Source organism: Paenibacillus xinjiangensis, from assembly GCF_059686975.1.
The window spans coordinates 144,443-165,811 of sequence record NZ_JCAALS010000006.1; the positions used below are offsets into that span (position 1 = coordinate 144,443).

At 43.8% G+C, this 21,369-nt stretch carries 18 protein-coding genes, 1 pseudogene and 1 riboswitch; of the genes and pseudogenes, 15 read left to right on the top strand and 4 right to left on the bottom strand.

Annotated features, from left to right (window positions below; translation table 11 throughout):
* The first annotated feature begins 128 nt into the window (after positions 1-128).
* Entirely contained in the window at positions 129-530 is a 402-nt protein-coding gene (flgB, locus tag AC6ESP_RS08355) for a flagellar basal body rod protein FlgB (RefSeq protein ID WP_497096245.1), read from the top strand.
* Between the two features lie 69 nt (positions 531-599).
* On the opposite strand, the gene AC6ESP_RS08360 is transcribed toward flgB, so the two are convergent.
* Positions 600-1,346 carry an EcsC family protein gene (locus AC6ESP_RS08360; RefSeq protein ID WP_497096246.1) on the bottom strand — a complete coding sequence of 249 codons (747 nt, stop codon included), beginning with the start codon at positions 1,344-1,346 and terminating at the stop codon, positions 600-602.
* A gap of 240 nt (positions 1,347-1,586) precedes the next feature.
* On the opposite strand from AC6ESP_RS08360, the gene AC6ESP_RS08365 reads away from it, so the two are divergent.
* From AC6ESP_RS08365 to AC6ESP_RS08415, 11 genes and pseudogenes are all read left to right on the top strand, one after another.
* On the top strand, positions 1,587-2,105 hold the full coding sequence (locus AC6ESP_RS08365; protein ID WP_497096247.1) for a DUF6138 family protein: 519 nt from the start codon (positions 1,587-1,589) through the stop codon (positions 2,103-2,105).
* A gap of 512 nt (positions 2,106-2,617) precedes the next feature.
* Positions 2,618-3,568 carry an S-layer homology domain-containing protein gene (locus AC6ESP_RS08370; RefSeq protein ID WP_497096248.1) on the top strand — a complete coding sequence of 317 codons (951 nt, stop codon included), beginning with the start codon at positions 2,618-2,620 and terminating at the stop codon, positions 3,566-3,568.
* A gap of 112 nt (positions 3,569-3,680) precedes the next feature.
* Entirely contained in the window at positions 3,681-7,448 is a 3,768-nt protein-coding gene (locus AC6ESP_RS08375) for a carbohydrate-binding protein (protein ID WP_497096325.1), read from the top strand.
* Between the two features lie 224 nt (positions 7,449-7,672).
* The gene (locus AC6ESP_RS08380; RefSeq protein ID WP_497096249.1) at positions 7,673-8,146 is read left to right on the top strand and encodes a MerR family transcriptional regulator; all 474 of its coding nucleotides are present in this window, start codon (positions 7,673-7,675) and stop codon (positions 8,144-8,146) included.
* The gene (locus AC6ESP_RS08385) at positions 8,130-8,567 is read left to right on the top strand and encodes a hypothetical protein (protein WP_497096250.1); all 438 of its coding nucleotides are present in this window, start codon (positions 8,130-8,132) and stop codon (positions 8,565-8,567) included. Before AC6ESP_RS08380 ends, AC6ESP_RS08385 begins: the two co-directional genes overlap by 17 nt.
* Positions 8,568-9,079: 512 nt before the next feature.
* Positions 9,080-9,961, top strand: a complete 882-nt coding sequence (locus AC6ESP_RS08390; RefSeq protein WP_497096251.1) for a 23S rRNA (adenine(2058)-N(6))-methyltransferase Erm(C) — start codon at positions 9,080-9,082, stop codon at positions 9,959-9,961.
* A gap of 509 nt (positions 9,962-10,470) precedes the next feature.
* A complete protein-coding gene (locus AC6ESP_RS08395) occupies positions 10,471-10,974 on the top strand; it encodes a MerR family transcriptional regulator (protein ID WP_497096252.1) in 504 nt (167 codons plus the stop codon).
* A gap of 3 nt (positions 10,975-10,977) precedes the next feature.
* A complete protein-coding gene (locus AC6ESP_RS08400; RefSeq protein WP_497096253.1) occupies positions 10,978-11,418 on the top strand; it encodes an SRPBCC family protein in 441 nt (146 codons plus the stop codon).
* Complete coding sequence (locus AC6ESP_RS08405; protein WP_497096254.1) at positions 11,415-13,007, top strand: MFS transporter; 1,593 nt, start codon at positions 11,415-11,417, stop codon at positions 13,005-13,007. Before AC6ESP_RS08400 ends, AC6ESP_RS08405 begins: the two co-directional genes overlap by 4 nt.
* Positions 13,008-13,097: 90 nt before the next feature.
* On the top strand, positions 13,098-14,030 hold the full coding sequence (locus AC6ESP_RS08410; protein ID WP_497096255.1) for an aldo/keto reductase: 933 nt from the start codon (positions 13,098-13,100) through the stop codon (positions 14,028-14,030).
* 622 nt (positions 14,031-14,652) lie between these two features.
* Positions 14,653-15,134: pseudogene (locus AC6ESP_RS08415) on the top strand (tyrosine-type recombinase/integrase).
* On the opposite strand, the gene wsfD reads toward AC6ESP_RS08415, so the two are convergent.
* The gene (wsfD, locus tag AC6ESP_RS08420; protein ID WP_497096256.1) at positions 15,065-17,245 is read right to left on the bottom strand and encodes a glycan biosynthesis hexose transferase WsfD; all 2,181 of its coding nucleotides are present in this window, start codon (positions 17,243-17,245) and stop codon (positions 15,065-15,067) included. The pseudogene AC6ESP_RS08415 and the gene wsfD sit on opposite strands and share 70 nt — an antisense overlap.
* A gap of 136 nt (positions 17,246-17,381) precedes the next feature.
* A riboswitch (guanidine-I (ykkC/yxkD leader) is annotated at positions 17,382-17,480 on the top strand.
* A 101-nt stretch (positions 17,481-17,581) separates the two neighbouring features.
* Here wsfD and AC6ESP_RS08425 point away from each other — a divergent pair.
* On the top strand, positions 17,582-17,917 hold the full coding sequence (locus tag AC6ESP_RS08425; protein ID WP_497096257.1) for a DMT family transporter: 336 nt from the start codon (positions 17,582-17,584) through the stop codon (positions 17,915-17,917).
* A gap of 3 nt (positions 17,918-17,920) precedes the next feature.
* Positions 17,921-18,235, top strand: a complete 315-nt coding sequence (locus tag AC6ESP_RS08430) for a DMT family transporter (protein WP_497096258.1) — start codon at positions 17,921-17,923, stop codon at positions 18,233-18,235.
* A gap of 15 nt (positions 18,236-18,250) precedes the next feature.
* On the opposite strand, the gene AC6ESP_RS08435 is transcribed toward AC6ESP_RS08430, so the two are convergent.
* Together AC6ESP_RS08435 and AC6ESP_RS08440 are read right to left on the bottom strand one after the other, a co-directional pair.
* The gene (locus tag AC6ESP_RS08435; protein ID WP_497096259.1) at positions 18,251-19,183 is read right to left on the bottom strand and encodes an alpha/beta fold hydrolase; all 933 of its coding nucleotides are present in this window, start codon (positions 19,181-19,183) and stop codon (positions 18,251-18,253) included.
* Positions 19,170-19,946 (bottom strand): MerR family transcriptional regulator, encoded by a 777-nt coding sequence (locus AC6ESP_RS08440; protein ID WP_497096260.1) that lies wholly within the window; start codon positions 19,944-19,946, stop codon positions 19,170-19,172. Before AC6ESP_RS08440 ends, AC6ESP_RS08435 begins: the two co-directional genes overlap by 14 nt.
* Before the next feature lie 316 nt (positions 19,947-20,262).
* Between AC6ESP_RS08440 and AC6ESP_RS08445 the strand changes: the two genes are divergently transcribed.
* Positions 20,263-20,682 carry an SRPBCC family protein gene (locus AC6ESP_RS08445; RefSeq protein ID WP_497096261.1) on the top strand — a complete coding sequence of 140 codons (420 nt, stop codon included), beginning with the start codon at positions 20,263-20,265 and terminating at the stop codon, positions 20,680-20,682.
* Positions 20,683-21,369: the final 687 nt, after the last annotated feature.

Genomic DNA, 21,369 nt, shown 5'->3' on the forward strand with positions numbered 1-21,369 from the left:
TCGATTCTGTAGTTGGGTATAAGCTGGTAAGCTAGAGAACAAGCAAGAAACATAGACAAAAGTTGACAAGATGCAACATATTTTCTTATTATAGAGTTACATGATTTTGCAGTGAAGGAGACTGAGCAGTGATCCAAGCCAGCCGCAACGAATCACTATTACACGTGCTTACCGTGCAGCACAAGGTCACAACCGAGAATATTGCCAACGCTGACACTCCTAACTACAAAAAGAGATCGGTGAAGTTCGAGGAAGAGCTTAGAAGAATTATTGAAAATGGTGAGACTGGGGATTTAGGAATCAAACGGACTCATTCAAAGCATTTACCGACCAAAGATGCCAACGCTTCCATCATTCCGTACCAGGTTATTGAACACAGCAATACGACGATGAACAACAACGGCAATAATGTTGACATTGATATCGAAATGGCGAACCTTGCGGAAAATCAGCTTATGTACAATTACATGATTGATCGGGTAAGCGGACGCTATACGAAAATGAAAAATATGCTGCAGAATTTAAAATAATACTTTGAAATCATACATAGTAGATAGAGCAGCCCTCACGAGGTCTGCTCTTTTTATTGACTGCATCTATTAACCTTCTATCAAATCCCCCTCGTTCAATCTTCTCAATCGATAAGCATTCATTGCGGCTTCGCCAAGCTCCTCGAGAATAGTGTAATTCGCCCAAGCGCCTGCGACCGCTCCAATCCCTGGTACCATCTGCAGCATTTTCCGAAAGTCGATTGAATCGCGGTATTCCTTCTGGAACGTCTCCCAGTCCATGTTTTTGTAATAATCAATATCCGAGAGCCATTGCTCCTTCTCCTTATCCCAATGTTTAATCGAATGCAATAGCTTGACACGCTGCTCGGACCCAGAGAATGTCAGTTGGAACACCTTAAGAATAAATACTCGTTCGGAAAAATGATTCGTATCATAGCCATAAATGTGAGCCAGCTCAAACAAAAATTTCATCTTGATTGCAATTAACGCGGGAAAGTCCACAACGTTAAGTAAAATACCGCCCGCTCCTGTGCCTGCCCCTTCGGCAGTCGCTATTTTCTGGTATAAAGAGAACAACTTCTTCGCCTCTTGATCAGTGGGCTCTAGCTGTAGAGACCGCTGCACTGGTCTCTGAGGTGTGTATTCCGCGCCGAACAACGCTGTACGCACGATCGACTTAATGGTCGCTGTAATGACTTCATGCATTTTGGGTGGAATCAGGTTGTTAATACGCGTACCGATTGTCTTCGACGTTCTCTCGAGCCATCCGGGCGACTTGAATAACTGACGCTCCCAAGCAGCGATTTCTTTATATAGATTTTGCTCGTAATTCATGGGCAAACGCTCCTCTAACAGATTTGGCTATATTGTATCGGAGAATGCTGCGATTCGGAACAGACCGCAGCAGGTAATTAAACCCGACCAAAGTCGTGGAAGCGCAGAACACTTAGCTCTCCATGCTGTTGTCAATACATTCCACATCATTCACAATATACGTATGGGAGAACAATAACAATGATACAGGAAATCGACAAATGGATTGCTTACATTAGTGATAAGAACATTGAATAAATCGTGAAGCGTACTACGTTGCAGATAGAAATTCACGGTAATGCTCTATTGGAATATGCCAAGGGCAGAGTGAACGTGACGGATGATGAGCTCGATTCGACGAGATCGGCAGACAAGGCAGGACCCGATGAGTCTCTGACTGAGGAGCAAGTTCGAGAGAGGATCGTCCCTAAGCTTGCTTCTTATATGAGACAAAAGCTATTTGCGCTGCCTCCTGGATTAATCGATTATCGATTTATTTTTAATGGCAGGTTTCGGACTCGGGAAGGCGGAATCAACGTTCGTATTCTCGAGTATGTCGACGAGACGAAGAAAGCACAGCTGCTGGAACGCATCTCCAACTATATAGCGGATAAGCTCGAGGGGGGAACTTATCCGACCAAGCCTGATCAGGCATATTTTCCGGTAGTAGAACAATATATGGGGATGATTGACGAAGAACACCAATCTGTTCAGAACCACTTCACATTCGCACTAGCAAAGCGCCATGGCGTTAACGCGGAGACGATACCTCGCTTGTGAAATGCATGCTATATAGCACGGATGCAATGAAGATAAAGATTAAAACCGACAAGCTGAAGAAGATAGCCGCTAAAGCAGAAGGAGAGCAGAGACAATGGCTCACTAAGCTGCTACAGGCCGCAATTGGATGATCATTCGTTCATGTAAGTTATCTGAAGAACCTACGACTGGTAAGGATAGTCGTAGGTTTTTTTAGTTATTTTACCAGGATATGCGTACAGGGATAAGAAACTGCAATATTAGTCCTGAACGAGTAAAGGAATTGCTGAAAAATCTTAACTTTTTAAAGATAAAATCACATCGTGATCTTCCAATGATGTAGTTATAATAAAAACAAATTAAGTGGGAGGGATAAGCAAGATGATTGTAGCATTGAACAGTTTGAATTTTATTTATCATGACAATTGTGTCCATTATTAAAAGCGCTTACAATCATTCGATTTCACAATGAAGATAGGGAGATGGCTATGCGAAAAAAGAAATTAATCCTTTTAAAATTAATTATTGCAATTATGATTACTGCTGTGTGTATACCGAATGTAGGGTATGCAGAAGGTGGTAATACCACCTTCACTCTCAGTAAAAGTGCAGAAATCGCTCTCCCTGATCAAGAACTTCAGGTTACGCTGAATGGAAACAACTTAAATGGCCTCTATGCCTACGAAGCGTTGATTACTTATGATCCTAATCTAGTGGAGATAGATAAGGCGGAATCGAGGCTGGACGGTTTTTTTATACCTCCAAAGATAGATAACGGAAAAATAATGATCGCCTTTACACATATAGGGGAAAAAGCTGGAGAGCAGGGGAACACAGCCTTGAGCACCATTGTCTTCAAAGGGAAGGCACGGGGGGATGCCAGAATTGAGTTAGCCTATGTTAAGGCCCTTGATCCGAATCTATCAATAACAACCTTTATATATACCATTTTTAACGATCTAGCGGGTTATGACTGGGCCAAGATGGAGATCGAATTTCTAATGGTTTCGGGAATTATCAAGGGAACGTCTGCTGCTACCTTTAGTCCGGGAGCCAATATTACAAGGGCAGATTTCATTAGTCTGTTAATTAGAACATTGAAGCTTAGTGCAACAGTCGATGGTAATTTCAATGATATCGAACAGTCCGACTATTATTACAAAGAGGTTGGAATAGCGAAAAAGCTTGGTATTGCTCAGGGAACAGGTGACAACCGGTTCGAGCCGAAGAGCAGCATTTCCAGACAGGATATGATGGTGATGGCTGCAAGAGCAATGATGATTGCAGGAAGACCGCTGGACGAATCAGCAACAGATCTAAGCAGCTTTAGTGACTCCAGTGAGGTAGCAGCATATGCTGCGAGCCCATTGGCTCAAATGACCAAAGAAGGAATCATCAAAGGCGACAATGGCCTGATTAAGCCGAATGGTACAGCCATAAGAGCGGAAGCTGCCGTTATTATATATCGGATATTGAATCATTAGCTTTACAGGCAGTGAAGGGAGGTGCTTGCTTACGAGAGAGCCTGGCAGCCAAATAATTAGGAATCAACGGCAACAATGAATCAAAATATGAAGGAGGGATTATCACATGCAAATTTGGAAGAGGTTAATCGTTATAATGATGGCCGTAACACTCATAATTACATTAAGCCCGGTGGTGGAAAGAGCAGCTGCAGCAGCTGCGTTAACACCAGCAATAGCTAAAACACCAGGAAATGCCAACCCGCTATTCACACAAAAGTTTGGTGCCGACCCATACGCTATGGTATATGACGGCAGAGTATATGTATACATGACTAATGATGTGCTAGAGTACAATGCTAACGGAACAGTTAAGGATAACAGCTATGGGTTGATTAATAAAATTACAGTTGTTTCATCAGATGATATGGTGAACTGGACAGATCATGGTGAAATACTTGCTGCCGGTTCACAAGGGGCAGCGAAATGGGCGAATAACTCCTGGGCGCCATCAGCAGCTCACAAAATAATTGACGGCAAGGAAAAGTTTTTCCTTTATTTTGCAGACAGTGCTAACGGCATTGGTGTACTTACAGCAGATAGTCCAATCGGTCCATTCGTTGATCCAATTGGGAAAGCGCTGGTCAATAGAAGTACTCCTGGGGCAAGCAATGTTACATGGCTATTTGACCCTGCGGTGCTGGTTGATGACGATGGAAGTGGATATTTATATTTCGGTGGCGGCGTTCCGACAGGCAAGGAGGCTGATCCGGGAACAGCACGTGTTGTCAAGCTAGGGGCGGACATGATCAGCTTGGAGTTATCTGCTAGTGATGGGACTGCTAAACCTATTAATCCACCTTGGTTGTTCGAGGATTCAGGCATCCATAAATACAATGGAAAATACTACTACTCATACTGCACTAATTTCTCTAGTGGGCATCCTGCGGATATACCCACAGGTACTATTGCATATATGGTGAGCGACAATCCAATGGGCCCGTTCACGTATGTGAAAACGATAATGCCAAACCCTGCCATCTTCTTCGGTGTTGGTGGGAACAATCATCATAGCATCTTTGAATTCAAAGGCGAATGGTATATTACATACCATGCTCAAACCCTTGCTAAGGCGATGGCAGAAAGTGGGACGGTACCCGAAATGGGTGGACAACCGCATGGATACCGTAATGCACATATCAATAAGCTAAGCTATGATGTAAACGGAGTGATCCAGAATATTACGGCCGATTATGCAGGTGTTGCTCAGGTGAATAATGTAGATCCTTATACAAGAGTTGAGGCAGAAAACATAGGCTGGAGCGGCGGCATTTCCACTGAAAAAATCACACAACCTGGGAGCATGGTAAGCAGCATCAACCTTGCTGTTAGAAGTATTAATGATGCGGACTGGACTGCCGTCTCACAGGTTGATTTCGGCAACACAGGAGCAGGTATTTTTAAAGCTAATGTTGCAAGCGGTTCCAATGGTGGGGCAATAGAGCTTCGCCTTGACAGTGCAGATGGCGCATTAATTGGAACACTTCCAATATCCAATACAGGTGGAGAAGACAGCTGGCAGACGAAAACAACTAGCATTTCCGGAGCCACAGGTGTACATGATCTGTACATGGTATACAGAGGGGCATCAGCAGCCAATCTCTTTAAGGTAGATTACTGGCAGTTCGAGCAAAAAAGTGCTGATCATGATCTTGTTGCCATTCATGCATCCATGGATAATCATAAGATTGATATTGTTCCGGGAACCAACGAGGCTAATCTTCTGATTACAGCTATATATGCGGATGGAACGAGTTCAGATGTTACAGCTGAGGCACTGGTTGCACCCGTACAAAGCGGTATTGTAGCTGTCGGCAACGGTGTTGTAACTGGAATTGGCTATGGCTCAACGAGCATTGAAGTGAGCTATGGCGGTCAATTCGATACACTACATGTGCTTGTCAAAGACTTGAACAGTGAACTAACAGTGAATAAAATTACAATTGATAATCGTTCATTTGCTCTGGATTCTGGCGGTACAGCAGCGTTCAAAGTAACAGCGGAATACATCGACGGACATACTGAAGATGTTACCAACAAAGCAACGTACACCAATCCGAGTCCTGATATTGCAGTGGTATCGAACGGTTCGATATCGGCTAAAGCGAGCGGAACAACTCATGTTATTGTAAGCTTCAAAGGAACATTAGGTGATGCTGTTACCGCACAAATTACGGTAACCGTCAATACTCCTACGGTAATTGCCATTGAGGCAGAAACAGCAGCAGAAAATACATCCACTGCCTATGTATCTGGCACCATCAACGACCATACCTGGACACTAGTAGATGGAGTATCAACAAAAGCTATGTATTTTGGGCCGAATACGGGGTTCGCAATGTCAGGTACAGATACAGCTACTCTCGCTTCCGGTGCCAAGTTGGGTTATAGTATTGACTTCCCAACTGCTGGAATTTACAATGTATGGCTGCTTGTCAAGACTACTGGTTATGATTCTGACTCTATCCACGTTGGATTAGATAATCAGTATAAATTCACGACCAATGAAATTGAAGCTGTAACCCTCGGCCAGTATAAATGGGTTAATATAAGTGGTACTGCTGGCGGTATGTTTGGTGGTGCTACATTGAATGTTACAGCTGGCGTGCATGAATTGAACTTCTGGGGAAGGGAAGATGGGCTTACAATTGACCGAATATTGTTAACGACAAGCAATGCAACTACTGATCCCATCTGGCCCTCAAGCAATGTATCCGTTACAGGAATCACTCTCGATAAAACGGAATTAAATCTTGCAGCAGGTACATCCGAAACACTCACTGCCACAATTACTCCCTCAGGCGCAACAAACAAAACCGTAACCTTCTCATCTAGCGACATAGATGTTGCCACAGTAACTGGTGCTGTTTATGATTCTTCATCAGGTACGACAAGTGTAACCGTTAACGCAATGGCTGCAGGAAATGCAGTGATTACTGCAACTACAGCCGATGGTAATCGAACAGCGGTAAGTAATGTAACGGTGACACCTTCCGTTGAGCTGTTAGTACCAACTGCGTCGCTGTCAGCAGACAGCAGCGTGAAGCCAGGAAAGAGCTTCACAGTGGCAGTCAGCCTAGACAACTTGGAACGAAGCGTCTATGCCGAGGATATCACCCTGACTTATGATTCCAATGTATTCGAATATGTAAGTGCGGCTGGTGCTAACGACAGCATCCAGATTGTATCAGAGGATAACGACACTGCTGGGGTAGTTAGACTTGTTACCGCCAATATCGGAGGAATTACTGGTGCCAGTACCCCGGTCTTGGATGTAACCTTCAAGGTAAAAGCCGGCATACAAAATACGACGGGAATAATTGCCGTTTCGCAGGCGAAGCTGGGTGTAGCTCCAGAGGGAAGTGTCGTGGAGGCGGCCCCTGATAGCATCAGCATAGCAATCGGTGAGAATGAAGTGGTTGTAGATAAAACTGCGTTGACATCTGCCATTACGAATGCAGAGGCTCTATATGATGCAGCAGTAATTGGCACACTGCCTGGTCAATATCCTGAGGCAGCCAAGGATGCACTTGAAGCAGCGATTAACGATGCGAAAGCTGTTAAAGACAAACAAGGCGTCACACAGTCTGAGGTGGATCATGCCGTAACAGCACTTAACAGCGCTGTAAATGTCTTCAAGGAGGCTGTTATTAAAGAAGTGTCTGCCGACCTCAACAATGACGACAGCATTAATGTAGGTGACCTTGCAATTGTAGCTTACTACTATGGCAAAGATTCCACTGATCCAGAGTGGGAAACGATCAAAAAAGCAGATATGAACCGCGATAATAAGATCGATATTATGGATCTTGCGTATGTGGCAACCAACATATTTCAATAAATGAACAAAGGGATGCACATGAAATCTACATTGACTTCATGTGCATCATTTGCTCCATAAGCACCATTGGGTATTTTTACAATTTGGAATATTGCTGTTGATGACACAGATAATAGTTCGTTGAAAAGTCGCTAATTTAGCGGCTTTCTTTGCATTAGGGGTATAAGTTACCGAGTGGAAAAATGACTTGACATTAGAGGGCACTCCAATGTTAATTTGAATTCATGGATAAACTTTATTCTATACAGGAGGTTTCGCGGTTACTTGGGATCCCGAAGGATACGCTTCGATATTATGACCGGATTGGCATCGTATCACCGTCCCGGGAAGACAATCGTTACCGAAGGTATTCGAAGAACGACCTCATCGATTTAATGAATATTCAAATCTTGCAGTATGCAGACTTTTCTCTTGACGAAATCAAGGGCAAGTTTAGGTTCCACAGGATGGAGAAAGTAGACCCTGCGTACTGCAAGGAGGTTGCAGCGTTCCTCGATGACAAGAATGTAGAGACACGCAAGAAGATTGCGCATCTACAAAAGGTCAGTCAGTTGCTCGACGTAGCATCCGAAACGCTAAGGGACTTCAATCATGAAAAAGACCAGCAGCTGGCAGAGATTGTTCGAGAAATTTACCAAGGTATTCGAAAAGAGAAAACGGAACTATTCAAGGAGGAATGTAATGGACATGAAGATTAGGAATTTTTACTATCTAATTGCAGGCATTCTCGCGATACTCTTTGCCGTTACGCACGCATGGAACGGGCAATCCGCTGTGCTTCCTACGCTCCACGAGAGTACAATATCCATGGATACCCGGACAATATTCCAGTTTGTCTGGCACATCATCACCGCGGAAAATCTAGTCTTCGGCATCGTATTCATGATCATGTCATTCCAAAGTGACCAATCCATGATCCGGTCTGCCGCATGGACGATCGTCTCGCTTCTGATCGTTCGATTGATTGTCATTCTTGGCATAACAGCATTTCATGACGTTACGGAACTTACGGATACGTTAATCGATTCCATTGCCATCGTATTCTATGTCGCTTTCATCATTCTCGGTATAAGAGTGAAGAAAAAAGAGACCGGAGGTCAATTGCCAACAGTCAAATAGATAGAGAACAGCAGCCCTTCCGAGGGCTGCTTTTTTTAGAGATAGCTCTACATATTAATTCCTCTATTTACAAAAAAATTCACTATTGTAATACAGGCTGGAATTAGAACTGAGCGGCCTCATTCGCGATTAGGGGTAGTACCAGCGTAGCTGACATTACCCGCAATCGAATGGATTAAAATGGGAATTGATAATCCTTTATCTTTATACGGGGTTTAACAGCCGATACGATAATAATAAACTGCACTAATATCATGAACCAAATCTTTGATAAACGTCTTTGATTCATCCTTCGGCTAAACCCCCATAAGTTTATTTTGGCCTCCCAAGGATTATTTGTTATAATACTTATAGCTTAAAGGAGGTGCTTTTTTTTGATCACCCATTTCATGCGTTTAAGGTAATGTGAGGTACAGTACATGTTGACTCATCCATTTTTTTGAAGAATGGTCTGGGTTTATTTGTAATGTACCTTTTTCATTTTACCTAAACAAATGAATGAGGTGTTTTTTGTGTTGTTCAAAAAAAAGAAGTGGTCTAACATCACCGGGAATAAATCCCGTACTCATACAAACGGCAACGGCCGTAATTTCTCTGGTCAGCATTTATTGCATAATAAACGCGTGGTGCATGACTTGATAACAACCGCAAAGATTACAAAAAACGATGTAGTCATTGATATAGGTGCTGGCTTAGGTGCCATTACACTGCCCTTGGCTGAGAAGGCAATGAAGGTCGTTGCCTTTGAGAATGATATTAGTTTTCTTCGGAAATTGCATGATAAGGTTGAGGGCGTATCAAATATTAGAACCATCCAAGGAGATTTTCTACAAGGATATCTTCCGCGAGAACCCTTCTGTGTAGTAGCGAATATTCCATTTTCTATCACTACACCAATTTTGAGAAAACTTTTGGACCCGGCAATACCGCTGCAACGAGCGGCTATCATTATTGAAAAAGGAGCTGCTATTCGTTTTACTGCCTCATTAATGAAAAATCCCGAAATACTAAAATGGAGAATGTGGTATGACATTGAGATGGTGCAGGTGCTAGCTCCAACTTATTTTTCGCCCCCTCCAAAGGTTGAATGCAGCATATTGTCTATTCAGAGAAAGGCAAACCCTGATATCCCAAGCCGCTATGAATCTGTATTTATGGGTCTTGCTGAACATGGGTTAAGAAATCCGAAATTGTCATTTAGCGATGCGCTAAGGGAAGTATTTACTTCCCCTCAGTTGAAACATTTAGTTGTGAGCTTGGGGATTGCCAGAGATACTCCTATGTGTTCATTAAATGAACTTCAGTGGGCAGGAATATTCCAAACAATGGTTAAACATGTTGCCCCGCTGCACTGGCCGAAAAAATCACGAATCAAAAAAAGGCAGCGGTATTAAGTCTAATAGTTCTTATTGGAAACAAAGGGTTATAATCGGCACAATTAAGGGTTATATATCTTTTTTGGTGAACCGATAGGCCTAGAGTAGGGTAAACACGCAACCTAAACCGTCCATATCGTATTTTCGTTAAAATGATGTCTGGACCCCATGCCCATCAAGCTAAGAACCTTCATTTTGGAATCTAATGATGGAATCTCTTATTTTCAGGAGTCGTTGTGGAGCTAAGCGAATATTTCTGCTGTCGATCGGATTGCTTGGGGCGGGATCATTCTTATGCGCATTGAGCATCCCGAGCGTTAGTATTGATGACTCTCATGTAGAACGTGGAGACATTGATCGCTCATGAACCGATGCTAGGTTTGACTCTTACACCATATCCAGTTATTGGGCCATTCGGCCCTATTCATACTTTAAAAATTTTCATTATGCTCTTGAAACTTACGTAACGTAATGCATTATGATGTGGATACCGGTAAAAACCTCGCGCGAAAAAAAAGGGGATGATCATGATACGGGAGTGGAAAGTTGGAGAACTTGCGAAATTAGCAGGATTAACGGTTAGAACATTGCGATACTACGACCAAATCGGTTTGTTCTCGCCATCCGGTCATACTGACTCCGGACACAGGATCTATACCGAATCCGATATTGCATGGCTGCAGCAAATTCTGTCATTGAAGGAGCTCGGCTTGTCGTTGGATCAGGTCAAATCCGTTATTGCCGGCAATCATTTCAGCCTGTTCGACATTGTTTCCTTTCAAATTGAGCGTCTGAAGGAAAGTATAAGCTTACAACAAAAGCTTTTACAGGAATTAGAGCATGTAACAAGCCTTATGAAGAGAAAAGAACCGTTGACCGTTCAAGAATTCACCAAAATATTGAGCGCCATGAGAACGAGCCATCATAAATTTTTTGCCGAGCGGGAAGCGAGCTGGGAATCCCATCTCGATCGACTTGGCGATTATCTTGGCGAGTATCCAGATGACGCATCCCAAGGGAGGACAAAATAAACCATGAATGAACGATCTGTAAAGTGCGTTACCTTTGTTATCGAGAAAAATTATAATGCATCGCCCGAGCGGGTATTCTCCTCCTGGTCGGACCCGTCAGCCAAAGCCCGGTGGTTCCCGAAAGCCGACGAGTTTGACTTTCGGGTTGGTGGTCGAGAAATCAACCGCGGCGGCCCGCCGAACGGTCCGATTTACACTTTCGACGCCTGCTATCAAGAGATCGTTCAGGACAGACGCATCGTTTATACTTACACCCTGGACCAAGGAGAGTCACGGATGTCAGTCTCCGTGACGACAGTGGAAATAAAGCAGTCAGGCAACGGCACTCAACTCATCTATACCGAACAAGGAGCCTTTTTCGATGGTCACGATACACCAGAACAGCGCGAGCACGGCACAAAATTTATGTTAGATAAGCTGGGCTTGGAGCTGCAGAACGAATGAAGAACACCTTGCATGGAAATGAGATGAAGGCCGGCATAAGGGAATGGACAGGGCTTGCGGTACTAGCCCTGCCAGCCCTTCTTGTCTCGATCGATCTCTCGGTAATGATTCTCGCACTGCCGCAAATTGGCGCCGACCTCGGCGCCGATAGCGCTCAGCAGTTGTGGATCATCGACATCTACGGATTCATGCTCGCCGGGTTATTGATCACCATGGGGACGCTGGGAGATCGGATCGGCCGCCGCAAACTGCTGTTGATCGGCGGGACCGCATTCATGATAGCCTCGATATTGGCTGCATTCTCCCGAAGCGCTGAGATGCTCATTGCGGCCCGTGCAATACTCGGTATAGCCGGAGCGACTGTATCGCCTTCTACACTAGCCTTGATTAGCAACATGTTCCGTGACCATAAGCAACGCTCCCTTGCCATCGGCATATGGTTAACGTGCTCTATGGGCGGCATGGCACTCGGTCCTGTGGTTGGAGGTATCATGCTAGATCACTTCTGGTGGGGCTCGGTGTTCCTTATTGGCGTGCCTGTCATGTTGCTTCTACTAATAACCGGACCCATGTTGCTGCCCGAATACCGGCACCCCGAAGCCGGCCGGCTGGATTTGACCAGTGTCGCGTTATCGCTGGGCACCGTCCTGCCGGTCATATACGGCCTCAAGGAAATCGCCAAGTACGGTTTGCAGATGGTGCCTATACTGTTAATACTGGCGGGCGTCGTCCTCGGCACAGTGTTCGTGTCGCGGCAGCGCAGGCTGACGAGTCCCCTGCTGAACCTGCGCCTGTTCGCGAGTCCCGGATTCAGCGCTGCACTGGGAGGCATGTTCGGTATTACACTGACAGGAGCGACCATGCTTTTCATCGCGCAGTACCTCCAATTCGTGCAAGGGATGTCGCCGCTTGAGGCAGGGTTATACATGCTGCCCGGAGTCATGGCCTCAATGGCTGGTATGATCCTCTCGCCGCTCATCGCGCGCCGGATCCGCCCAGCCCTCCTTATCGGGACTGGTCTTTTGATCTCGGCTGCGGGCTGTCTGCTGCTGACACAGGTAGGAACTCAGTCCGGGCTCACGATTCTGGTCATCGGGTATACCTTCTTCAACATAGGCGCAACGCCGTTGCCGAGTCTATCCAGCGACCTGGTCATCGGCTCTGCCCCGCCCGAGAAGGCGGGATCTGCAGCCTCCCTGCTGCAGACCAGTGGCGAATTAGCCTTCGCGCTGGGCATCGCAGTCTTGGGCAGCATCGGCACGGTCGTTTACCGCAACCAGGTGGCGAACTCTATTCCCGCGGACTTGCCGGCATCCGCGGTACAAGCTTCCCGCGACAGCTTGGCCGGTGCCACGGCTATAGCGGAAGGCCTCTCCGAACAAGTCGGCAAGGCACTGCTCACCGGCGCACGTGAAGCCTTTACCGGTGGGATGCACGCCGTTGCGGCAGCCAGCGGCGCTATCATGCTTGTTACCATCATCCTTGTCGTTACGCGGCTTCGGCACGTACGACCAATCGGAGAGACTCAGTCTAACCAAGCCGGTAGTATTCCAGAAGTTGCACCCGGCGCTGCCAAAGAATCAAGGTAGTTGCATTACCTAGTCATGCTTAAGTAGGGTAGCGCAAACAAAACGCGGAAAACGTACGATAAGCTTAAAAATGAGAGGGAGTTGAAGAGAATGACGAAACAAACACGAATTGGTAAAACAGATTTAGTTGTCAATCCAATCGGACTTGGAACAGTCGCTGTAGGTGGGCACAATATTTATCCTAATTTAAATGAAGAAGTAGGAAAAGATTTGGTGCGGGCTGCGATCAACCATGGAGTGAATTTTTTAGATACAGCGTTTTTTTATGGAACAGGACGTTCAGAGGAGCTAGTAGGTGAAGTGATAAAAGAAGCAGGAAAGCGTCATGAACTCATCCTTGCAACAAAAGGCGGCCTTACACTTGTCGGCAATGATGTTGCCATGGATAATTCGCCTGCTTTTTTAAAACAAGCCGTTGAAGATAGTTTGAAAAGGCTACAAACAGATTACATAGATTTATTTTATATTCATTTTCCAGATCAGGATACACCAAAAGATGAGGCGGTTGGAGTCTTAAAACAGCTAAAGGACGAAGGTAAAATTAGAGCAATTGGCGTTTCTAACTTCTCACTTGAACAATTGAAAGAAGCAAATAAGGATGGTTATATCGATGTATTACAGGGAAACTACAATTTGTTGCAGCGTGAAGCGGAACAAGAATTCTTTCCATATACGACAGAGAATAATATCGCGTTTATTCCATACTTTCCACTAGCATCTGGCTTGCTGGCCGGTAAATACAATAAGGATATGACATTCAATGATCTACGCAAAGATATGCCTCACTTCCAGGGCGGTAAATTTAAAAAAAATCTAGAAAAGGTAGAGCAGCTCCGTAAAATTGCAAATGAAAAAAATGCCGAAGTTGCTCATGTAGTCCTTGCTTGGTATTTAACACATGATTCAATTGATGTTGTCATTCCTGGAGCAAAAAGAGCAGAGCAAGTGCTGGATAATTTAAAAACATTTGACGTCCACCTGACAGAAGAAGAAATCAACGAAATTGATCGTATTTTTAAATAGATTCTCTGTGGCGAACACATTCATGCCGATCCCGAAACTTCTTGGGTCACCGTATCAATTTGGCTTGGACACCCAAGCTCTCACCAAAATCATTTCCTCTCTTTCAACGAACAATAATTAAATCAGAGCTTTACACTGTCCAATACCAATCAATTCCTTAAATGATTGGACTATAGACACCCCGTAATTAAATCATGAGATAAATGCCGGATAGGATCGAAGTCTTAGCGTATATTTTCCGCGTTTATCTAAACGAGCATGTGAAAACCTCTTGAAAAATAAAGGCCTACACATTTACATGTATTCAACGTATTCTTGGTAGGAGCATCAACAAAGCCGATCAAAACTGGAACAATACAGTCTTGGTCGGCTTTTTTCCATTGGAAGGTGAACTTGCATGATTGAAAACCGCGTATCCGCAAAAAAGAAAGCCCGGGAACTGGCGAAATATCTTCGCGCAGAACGACCGGACTATGCTTACTTAAAAAGTTTGTTTCAACATTTAAGAAGTGAGCTTGAAATTGAGGTTCCAAAATCATCAAAGAAGCTGCCTTACGTGCCGACAGAAGAAGAATTAAAAAGATACTATGAAGTGGTTTGGAGAGCCAAGAATTTTCAGGACATGATGATTGTGAAAACCCTCATGTATACAGGTGTCCGGGTCAGTGAGTTAATCAGCATTAAGCTGGCGGACATCGATTTTCATTACTGTCAGATCAGGATCAACAAAGGAAAGGGTAGCAAAGACCGCATTGTTCCATTTCCTCAGACTTTCAAAGAACTGCTGGCCATGCACGCGGATTCGATGAAAAAGAAGCAAGCGGCCTATTTGTTTGAGTCCTTATGGAAAAAAAGTACACTGACAGAGGAATCCGTAAGATTTTGGCCAAATATTCAGAGGAGGCCAAGTTATCTCAAAACCTGTCTCCTCATAAATTACGTCATTTTCTATTAACCTGGCTAAAAAAGCAAGGCATCGATGACGCTCTGATTCAACCGTATTCCGGCCATGAAAGCAGAAAGTCGTTAGAAGTTTATTCAAAGCTTGCGATTACCGACGCACAAAATGAATATAACGAGGTTATTAATAAGTTTCCAATATAATCCATACGTTTGCGGGTGGTGTCAGCTACGCTGGCATTACCCCGATTACTGGTTTCCCTAATCCACATGACCGGACGTATGCCTAGTTTAGTATCCACCCTTCGATGATAAACCTGATAATCAGAAGAAACGATGCGCGCTTTGTCAGTACTGCTGTAATAAGGGGACGAGAGCCAATAATCACTTGGCAGAAAAGAGGCGGTCTTGGATAGGTCAAACAGCCGCTGCACATCGTCTACGGTCGGCAAGGTTAAATAAGCGGTGTACACTTCTCGAAATGCCCGATTGCTGTTCTGTGTAACATATTTGATTGGTGAAAACCAGTAATGAGGCCGGTCTCCGCCATCGGCATTCAGCCAGTTTTCTTTATTACTATATGCAGGATAATATGCTTTTTGAATGCGAGCCCGCTCGTCATCTGTAAACCAGATATCCATTCTGGCATTCAAGTCTTTCTGTATGCTGGCTTGTGTATAATCGTTAGATCGTTCATCGTATGCGGCACTATATAACGCATTTTTAGCGATAACCTTAACTAAACTATTGCTTCTCTCCAAAACAAACCACTCGATGGGTTTGCCATCTATGCTGCCCAACGTAATCATTTCCGGTTTACCCGGATAAGAGGAAATGACCCCGAGCAAAGCCACGGAGACAATGCCAACACATCTGAATACCCGGCTTTTAAAATTAAGTTGATCCAGCAACAAAAGGATGATCAGGATATCCAAATGTACATTAAATAAGAACATATGCTTTTGCAGATCCGCGTGTCCGTTGCTCACAATGGGGACAATCAACTGTCCTGCTGCTGCAACCAAAAGTGCCAACCTCAGTAAGATGCTGTATACGCTTGCCCTTTTCCTGTATAAAGCAATTAGATTAGCCATAGACAGAACAAATACCATACATATAAATACAGAAGCAAAGCCAGAAAATTGCTTTCTAATGCTTTCCCACGGATTAAATCTGAAATTAAACAACAAGTCTGCTTGCTCGTCTGACAATTTCTTGTTGGTTAAATAAGTAGGCCTTAGAGGCAACGCCGCTTCGGCACTTACATCCAACTTTTCAACAAAAAAAGTGAAATGGGTTAAATAATAGTTTAAAACTCTTAATTTGCTTGCTCGGTCAAAAAACAATGACTGAAAGGTTGAATCATAGATATTATAAGGATTCAAGGGGGCTTTCACGTAAGCATTTAAGGATTCCAACTTGGACAGTTGCGGCGGTAAACCCAGTGCTTTAATGGACTGCTTCGGAGCTGGATTATTGTATAATACGCCAAAAAAAACGGATTGAAAGGTAGTGGCCTTATTCATCCACTCTGGCGTTTGCTTCGCATAACTGAAGGATGCGAGAAGCATAACAGCTATTGAAACGCAGACGATGATTTTCTTGTTGCGCATTTCATTTTTGATCGCATAATAAGCGAGGGGGACGGACAACAACAAGGTTGACGGGAAGTTGGCTGGTTTTGAACCGGAGAAAACAAACAGTGAAAGCGTTAATCCTATGTACACCCAATAACTGTTTTTATTCTTCTCGAGATATAAAAGCAAGACAAAAGACAGAATTAAAAAAAGAAGGGTCGTGGCTTCTCCATAAAAAGAGTTAAAATAAACCAAATAGCCACAGTCTAAAAAAACAAATAAAAAAGCGATCTTCACGGCAAGATTGGCATATTTATTGTCTTTCCACCTATTCTTCAGAAATAAAGCTAGGGCAATTGCGTAGATAATAATATACTGAACGGTTTGAAAGAACAGGTTAAACAAGTGGGGATCACGATGTGAAAGTTTGTTGGCGATGGCATTAATAAATAGGGCTATTCGGATAAAGAAAAATTGCGTGGAATAATATCCTGCTGGATTGTCTGTGATGGGTATAACGATATGGTAAAAATAATGAATAATTCGAGAAGGATCAGAGATATGATACCAATCTTCAGCACTTAAATATTTGATGTGATGGATAGAGGTCAGCCCAAACGCTCTCATCGTCCTGTCAAAGTCAGAATTATCTGCAAGCCCTATAGGCGTAGGCACATAAATCAGTAAGGAAATAGCGGTTACAATCAATATAAAGAGAACCAGCATCCGTACCAGCATCCAATCAAGTCCTTTATAAAAAGTGGGTTCTCAAAACTTTGCCCCAAATGGAGTTAACCCATGCATCACGGATTCTGGTATCTTGATCCAGTTGATTATTGAAAATAGATGTGTATAATGAAATGAAAATTAAATAACAAATGTTTTCTAGGGTTCCGCGATATGATATCGGCTGGTCCGAGAGAAAACGCACAGCTTAAAGGCTGTGTCACGGAGGGATAAAAGCCTGGGAGATAAACTGTTGAAAAACAGTTTGTTTCTCAGGCTTTTTTATATTTAGGCTACATCTAGTAAATACTACATGCAGCTTATTACGAATAAAAGGAGGTGATAGTAATGAATAAAACGTGGTTGTCTGTCATTATTGCAGCGTTATTTGAGGTAGGCTGGGTCATTGGATTGAAACATGCCAGTGGGATTCTAGAATGGGGAGCTACAGTGATTGCCATCATTGTAAGCTTTACATTGATGATAATGGCTTCCCGCTCACTTCCTGTAGGAACCGTATATGCTGTATTCGTTGGTTTAGGTACAGCAGGTACTGTGTTCGCAGAAATTATACTGTTCGGTTATCCGATTCAAGCTTCAAAGATGGTGCTTATTGGGATGTTGCTGCTCGGTGTCGTTGGGCTAAAAATGTTAAGTAAAGAGAAAAAGAAGGAGGTGACCTAACGCATGGATTGGGTATTTCTTATTCTAGCTGGTGTTTTCGAGATGTTCGGAGTACTTATGATCAATAAATTGAACAAAGACCGTAACATGGTCTCATTCCTATTATTAATTGCAGGCTTTGGATCAAGCTTCCTGTTCTTGTCCTTGGCGATGGCAACCCTGCCGATGGGAACAGCATATGCCGTATGGACTGGGATAGGAGCATCCGGAGGGGCAATTCTGGGTATGATATTTTACGGTGAACCAAGAAATATCTTAAGAATTGTGTTCATTGCCATGGTACTCGGTGCTGCAATAGTGTTGAAGTTAGTAAGCTAGCAAACATCTATCGGCCTATTGACGTTCAATGCCATTGTCATCACGAGAATGCAGCTTCGCAAACTCGAGTATTCTTGCATTGATTTCATTCGCGAACTCCCCATTGATGGCATGAGAGGCATTGGACCAATTCATAATATCGATATTTTTCACAAGTTTCTTTCCTTGGGCAACCGCTTGTTCAGAATTATGCATCGTACTATTCTCGGCCATGATGGCAAGAATAGGGACCGTAATCCTGCTTAATTCTGCTTCGCTTATTAGGTCAGGCGCAGGAAGTTTAAGTCGATAGTTCCGCATGCCTGACTCGATTAATTTGGCAATGGGTTCACTGTCATCCGTTTTGGCTCCACCGGCGATGTAGCTTAGCATTTTCTCACGGATGAATTTAGGTATGAAGGGAACTGAGGCTGGAATGGATACCAGGATCATTCTGAATGAGATAGGCTGAAAGACGAAGATTGGATCCAGCAGGCTAACGGAAGCAATCTTATCTGGATTGTACCGGAGCAGATTCATTGAAGTCCATCCTCCGATAGATACCCCCATAAGGTGTACTTTGTCTACATCCAGAGCAGTTAGTACTTCATGCAGCCAGACAGCCTGGTGCTCCTGAGTTGTAATCTCTTTACTCTGAATACTCATTCCCGGTTCTCCGAGCAGATCAATGGTGTACACAGGCCTTTCACTCAACAGTCCTTCCAAGTTAGGTTCCCACATGGGTGTAGAGGAGGAGCGTCCTGGCAGTAGAAGAATAGGATCCTTGTGCTTATTCTTCTCTTTAGTGAAATAGTAGACACGGACCGTGCCAAACTCTGTCTGTATGTCACCTGTATTCACCGGCTGAGGCAGGAGAGACATTGCTTCTTGATATGCGGATAAAAAATCCTGTTCACCCTCGTCGGAAGTGAAATGTCCGATCATGGACGCAGCCTTAATCTTTTTCATGTCCAGCCTCTTTCCTAAGATAGTAATGATAGGCAGTTTCGATATAATCATCGCAATCATCCATTAATAATTGATCCTCAGCAGGCCAGCGCTCACTCTGTTGATAGGTTCTAGAATAAGCCTCCATCATCTCGATATTGTCATTCGTGGCCAGCTGGATGAAGGCGGACCATTTCTTGCCAAGCTGATAACCTGCGTCGCTCTCTGGCTTGATATCGTTATCCTTCAGGGAGATGGCTTCCAGCAGCAATCTTTTCCATGTCCAGTAGATCTCAATGGTCTTATCATGCTCTGGATCATGATCTTGAAAGGCAGCAGTTAACCTTGGATCAAACTCTATTGCTGTGTATTCCAATAGGGTTCTTTTATTCAAGTGAAGGGATAGCTTCATGATTGCTTCCAAGTTATAATCGTTATCCGTTGTCATAGTTGAAAGGATGGCACCAATGACAGCCCTATCTGCTTGGATATCCATTTTCTTCATGAATAGCATCTCTTGCTGCTGCTCTAAGATTCGCTTCAAATCCTGCTGATTGTTATAGCTTAAACAGTGTTGTTGAATCTCTTTTAAAGACAGTCCCAGTTTTCTGTAGAAAAGGATTTGCTGCAGCTTCACCAAATCGCGCTCATTGTATAGCCTAGCTTTTTTGTCGCCATAGCGTGTGGCCACTAGAAGACCGATTTTGTCATAATATTGAATGCTACGAATGGTTGTGCCGGTAAGCTCTGCTAGTCGGCCTACAGTGTATAGTGTTTCATTCATACGCTAACCTCCTTGCCTTCATTTAAGCATATGACGTAACGTTACGAGCAAGTGATATTACAAAGTATTTCAACGACTAAGATAACACGCATGTGAAGTTATGCAACCTCATGCGCCCTTGCCATAAAAGGGGGCTCTTAGTCATGCTTCCAATCAAACTCCGTCGTGCTCGTCGCACGAGTTTATAGATGCTATTGACACGACACTGAATGGTGTCATATAATTAAAACGACTCCAAATGGTGTCCAATTAAAAATTATTCAATTTGAAAGTTACAGATAAGCCTTACTTGAAACTATTAAGAGGAGGAAGACGAATGAGTGCAGCATTATCCTTGGACTTTCAGTATACGACATCGATTGAGAAGCTTTGGTCTGCCCTAACTGATTCAAACAAGCTTACTAAGTGGGTAACCAACATCCAGACAGGTGAGGCGATGGAGAATGATTTTAAGCCTGTCATAGGACATCAATTTCAATTCCGCACTCAACCATCCGATTATTGGGATGGCATTATTAACGGAGAAGTGCTTACCGTGGATGCACCAAACCGAGTTTCCTATACTTGGGCTAGCGGAGGGGAGAAGCATTCGGTCACCTGGACGTTGCAGGAATTAGGAGATGGAAAGGTTAACCTTCATCTGGAGCAAACCGGATTCGCCAATGTTCAAGGTCTCGAAGGCGCTAGATATGGCTGGGGTAAATGGTGCGGCGAGCTTGGGAAGGTATTGACCTAGTTGGGAAAGGAAGGAGAGTGGCTTTATCGACACTCGTCCGCGGCACTATTGCACTGAACACATCCCATCCCTCCAGACGCAAATAGGAGCATAAGTGAGAGATTACTAAACCCGAAAGTAAGTCACTGTAGATAAAGTGACCAACTTTCGGGTTATTGTGTTTTACTATGTCCGAATTTATAACTGCTGACATTATGATTACTTCTCACTTAATTCCAATTTCTTTTTAATCGTGCCATCCGTGGTTAATCGATACAGACCGAGTATGACTGAATTGGCTTGCACTAATCTTGCATGCATTAAATCTTTAAGCGACTGATTTACAATAGATAGATTGTCCGATTCTTGGGGAAGGAGCTCGGAGATTTGCACGGGTGACTGCCACTCAGTGGTTAGTGATAGCAACACGTTTCGTTGATTTGGGGTCAAGCTCATACTTTCATCCTCCTGCTTTGTTAAGTCACCATCAATTACTGTACGTTTCTTACTGACTGATAAGATTCATCAATTGGTTTTGAAAATAATGATTACGCTTACACACATCTTAAAAATGTTCGCTGGTTTTTAAGTTTTCATCACTATTCATCCTAGGCGCACGTCTATACAATTATTATATACGCTGGGGATTAGTCATCTGAAGCTGATATTTACCTTCCTGGCGCCTGTTGCAATGGAGTATTGCCACTA

Coding starts and splice junctions, on each gene's coding strand:
- AC6ESP_RS08360 (WP_497096246.1), bottom strand. CDS start 1,346: ATGAATTACGAGCAAAATCTATATAAAGAAATCGCTGCTTGGGAGCGT.
- AC6ESP_RS08370 (WP_497096248.1), top strand. CDS start 2,618: ATGATTACTGCTGTGTGTATACCGAATGTAGGGTATGCAGAAGGTGGT.
- AC6ESP_RS08380 (WP_497096249.1), top strand. CDS start 7,673: ATGGATAAACTTTATTCTATACAGGAGGTTTCGCGGTTACTTGGGATC.
- AC6ESP_RS08385 (WP_497096250.1), top strand. CDS start 8,130: ATGGACATGAAGATTAGGAATTTTTACTATCTAATTGCAGGCATTCTC.
- AC6ESP_RS08395 (WP_497096252.1), top strand. CDS start 10,471: ATGATACGGGAGTGGAAAGTTGGAGAACTTGCGAAATTAGCAGGATTA.
- AC6ESP_RS08400 (WP_497096253.1), top strand. CDS start 10,978: ATGAATGAACGATCTGTAAAGTGCGTTACCTTTGTTATCGAGAAAAAT.
- AC6ESP_RS08405 (WP_497096254.1), top strand. CDS start 11,415: ATGAAGAACACCTTGCATGGAAATGAGATGAAGGCCGGCATAAGGGAA.
- AC6ESP_RS08410 (WP_497096255.1), top strand. CDS start 13,098: ATGACGAAACAAACACGAATTGGTAAAACAGATTTAGTTGTCAATCCA.
- wsfD (WP_497096256.1), bottom strand. CDS start 17,245: ATGCTGGTACGGATGCTGGTTCTCTTTATATTGATTGTAACCGCTATT.
- AC6ESP_RS08425 (WP_497096257.1), top strand. CDS start 17,582: ATGAATAAAACGTGGTTGTCTGTCATTATTGCAGCGTTATTTGAGGTA.
- AC6ESP_RS08430 (WP_497096258.1), top strand. CDS start 17,921: ATGGATTGGGTATTTCTTATTCTAGCTGGTGTTTTCGAGATGTTCGGA.
- AC6ESP_RS08435 (WP_497096259.1), bottom strand. CDS start 19,183: ATGAAAAAGATTAAGGCTGCGTCCATGATCGGACATTTCACTTCCGAC.
- AC6ESP_RS08440 (WP_497096260.1), bottom strand. CDS start 19,946: ATGAATGAAACACTATACACTGTAGGCCGACTAGCAGAGCTTACCGGC.
- AC6ESP_RS08445 (WP_497096261.1), top strand. CDS start 20,263: ATGAGTGCAGCATTATCCTTGGACTTTCAGTATACGACATCGATTGAG.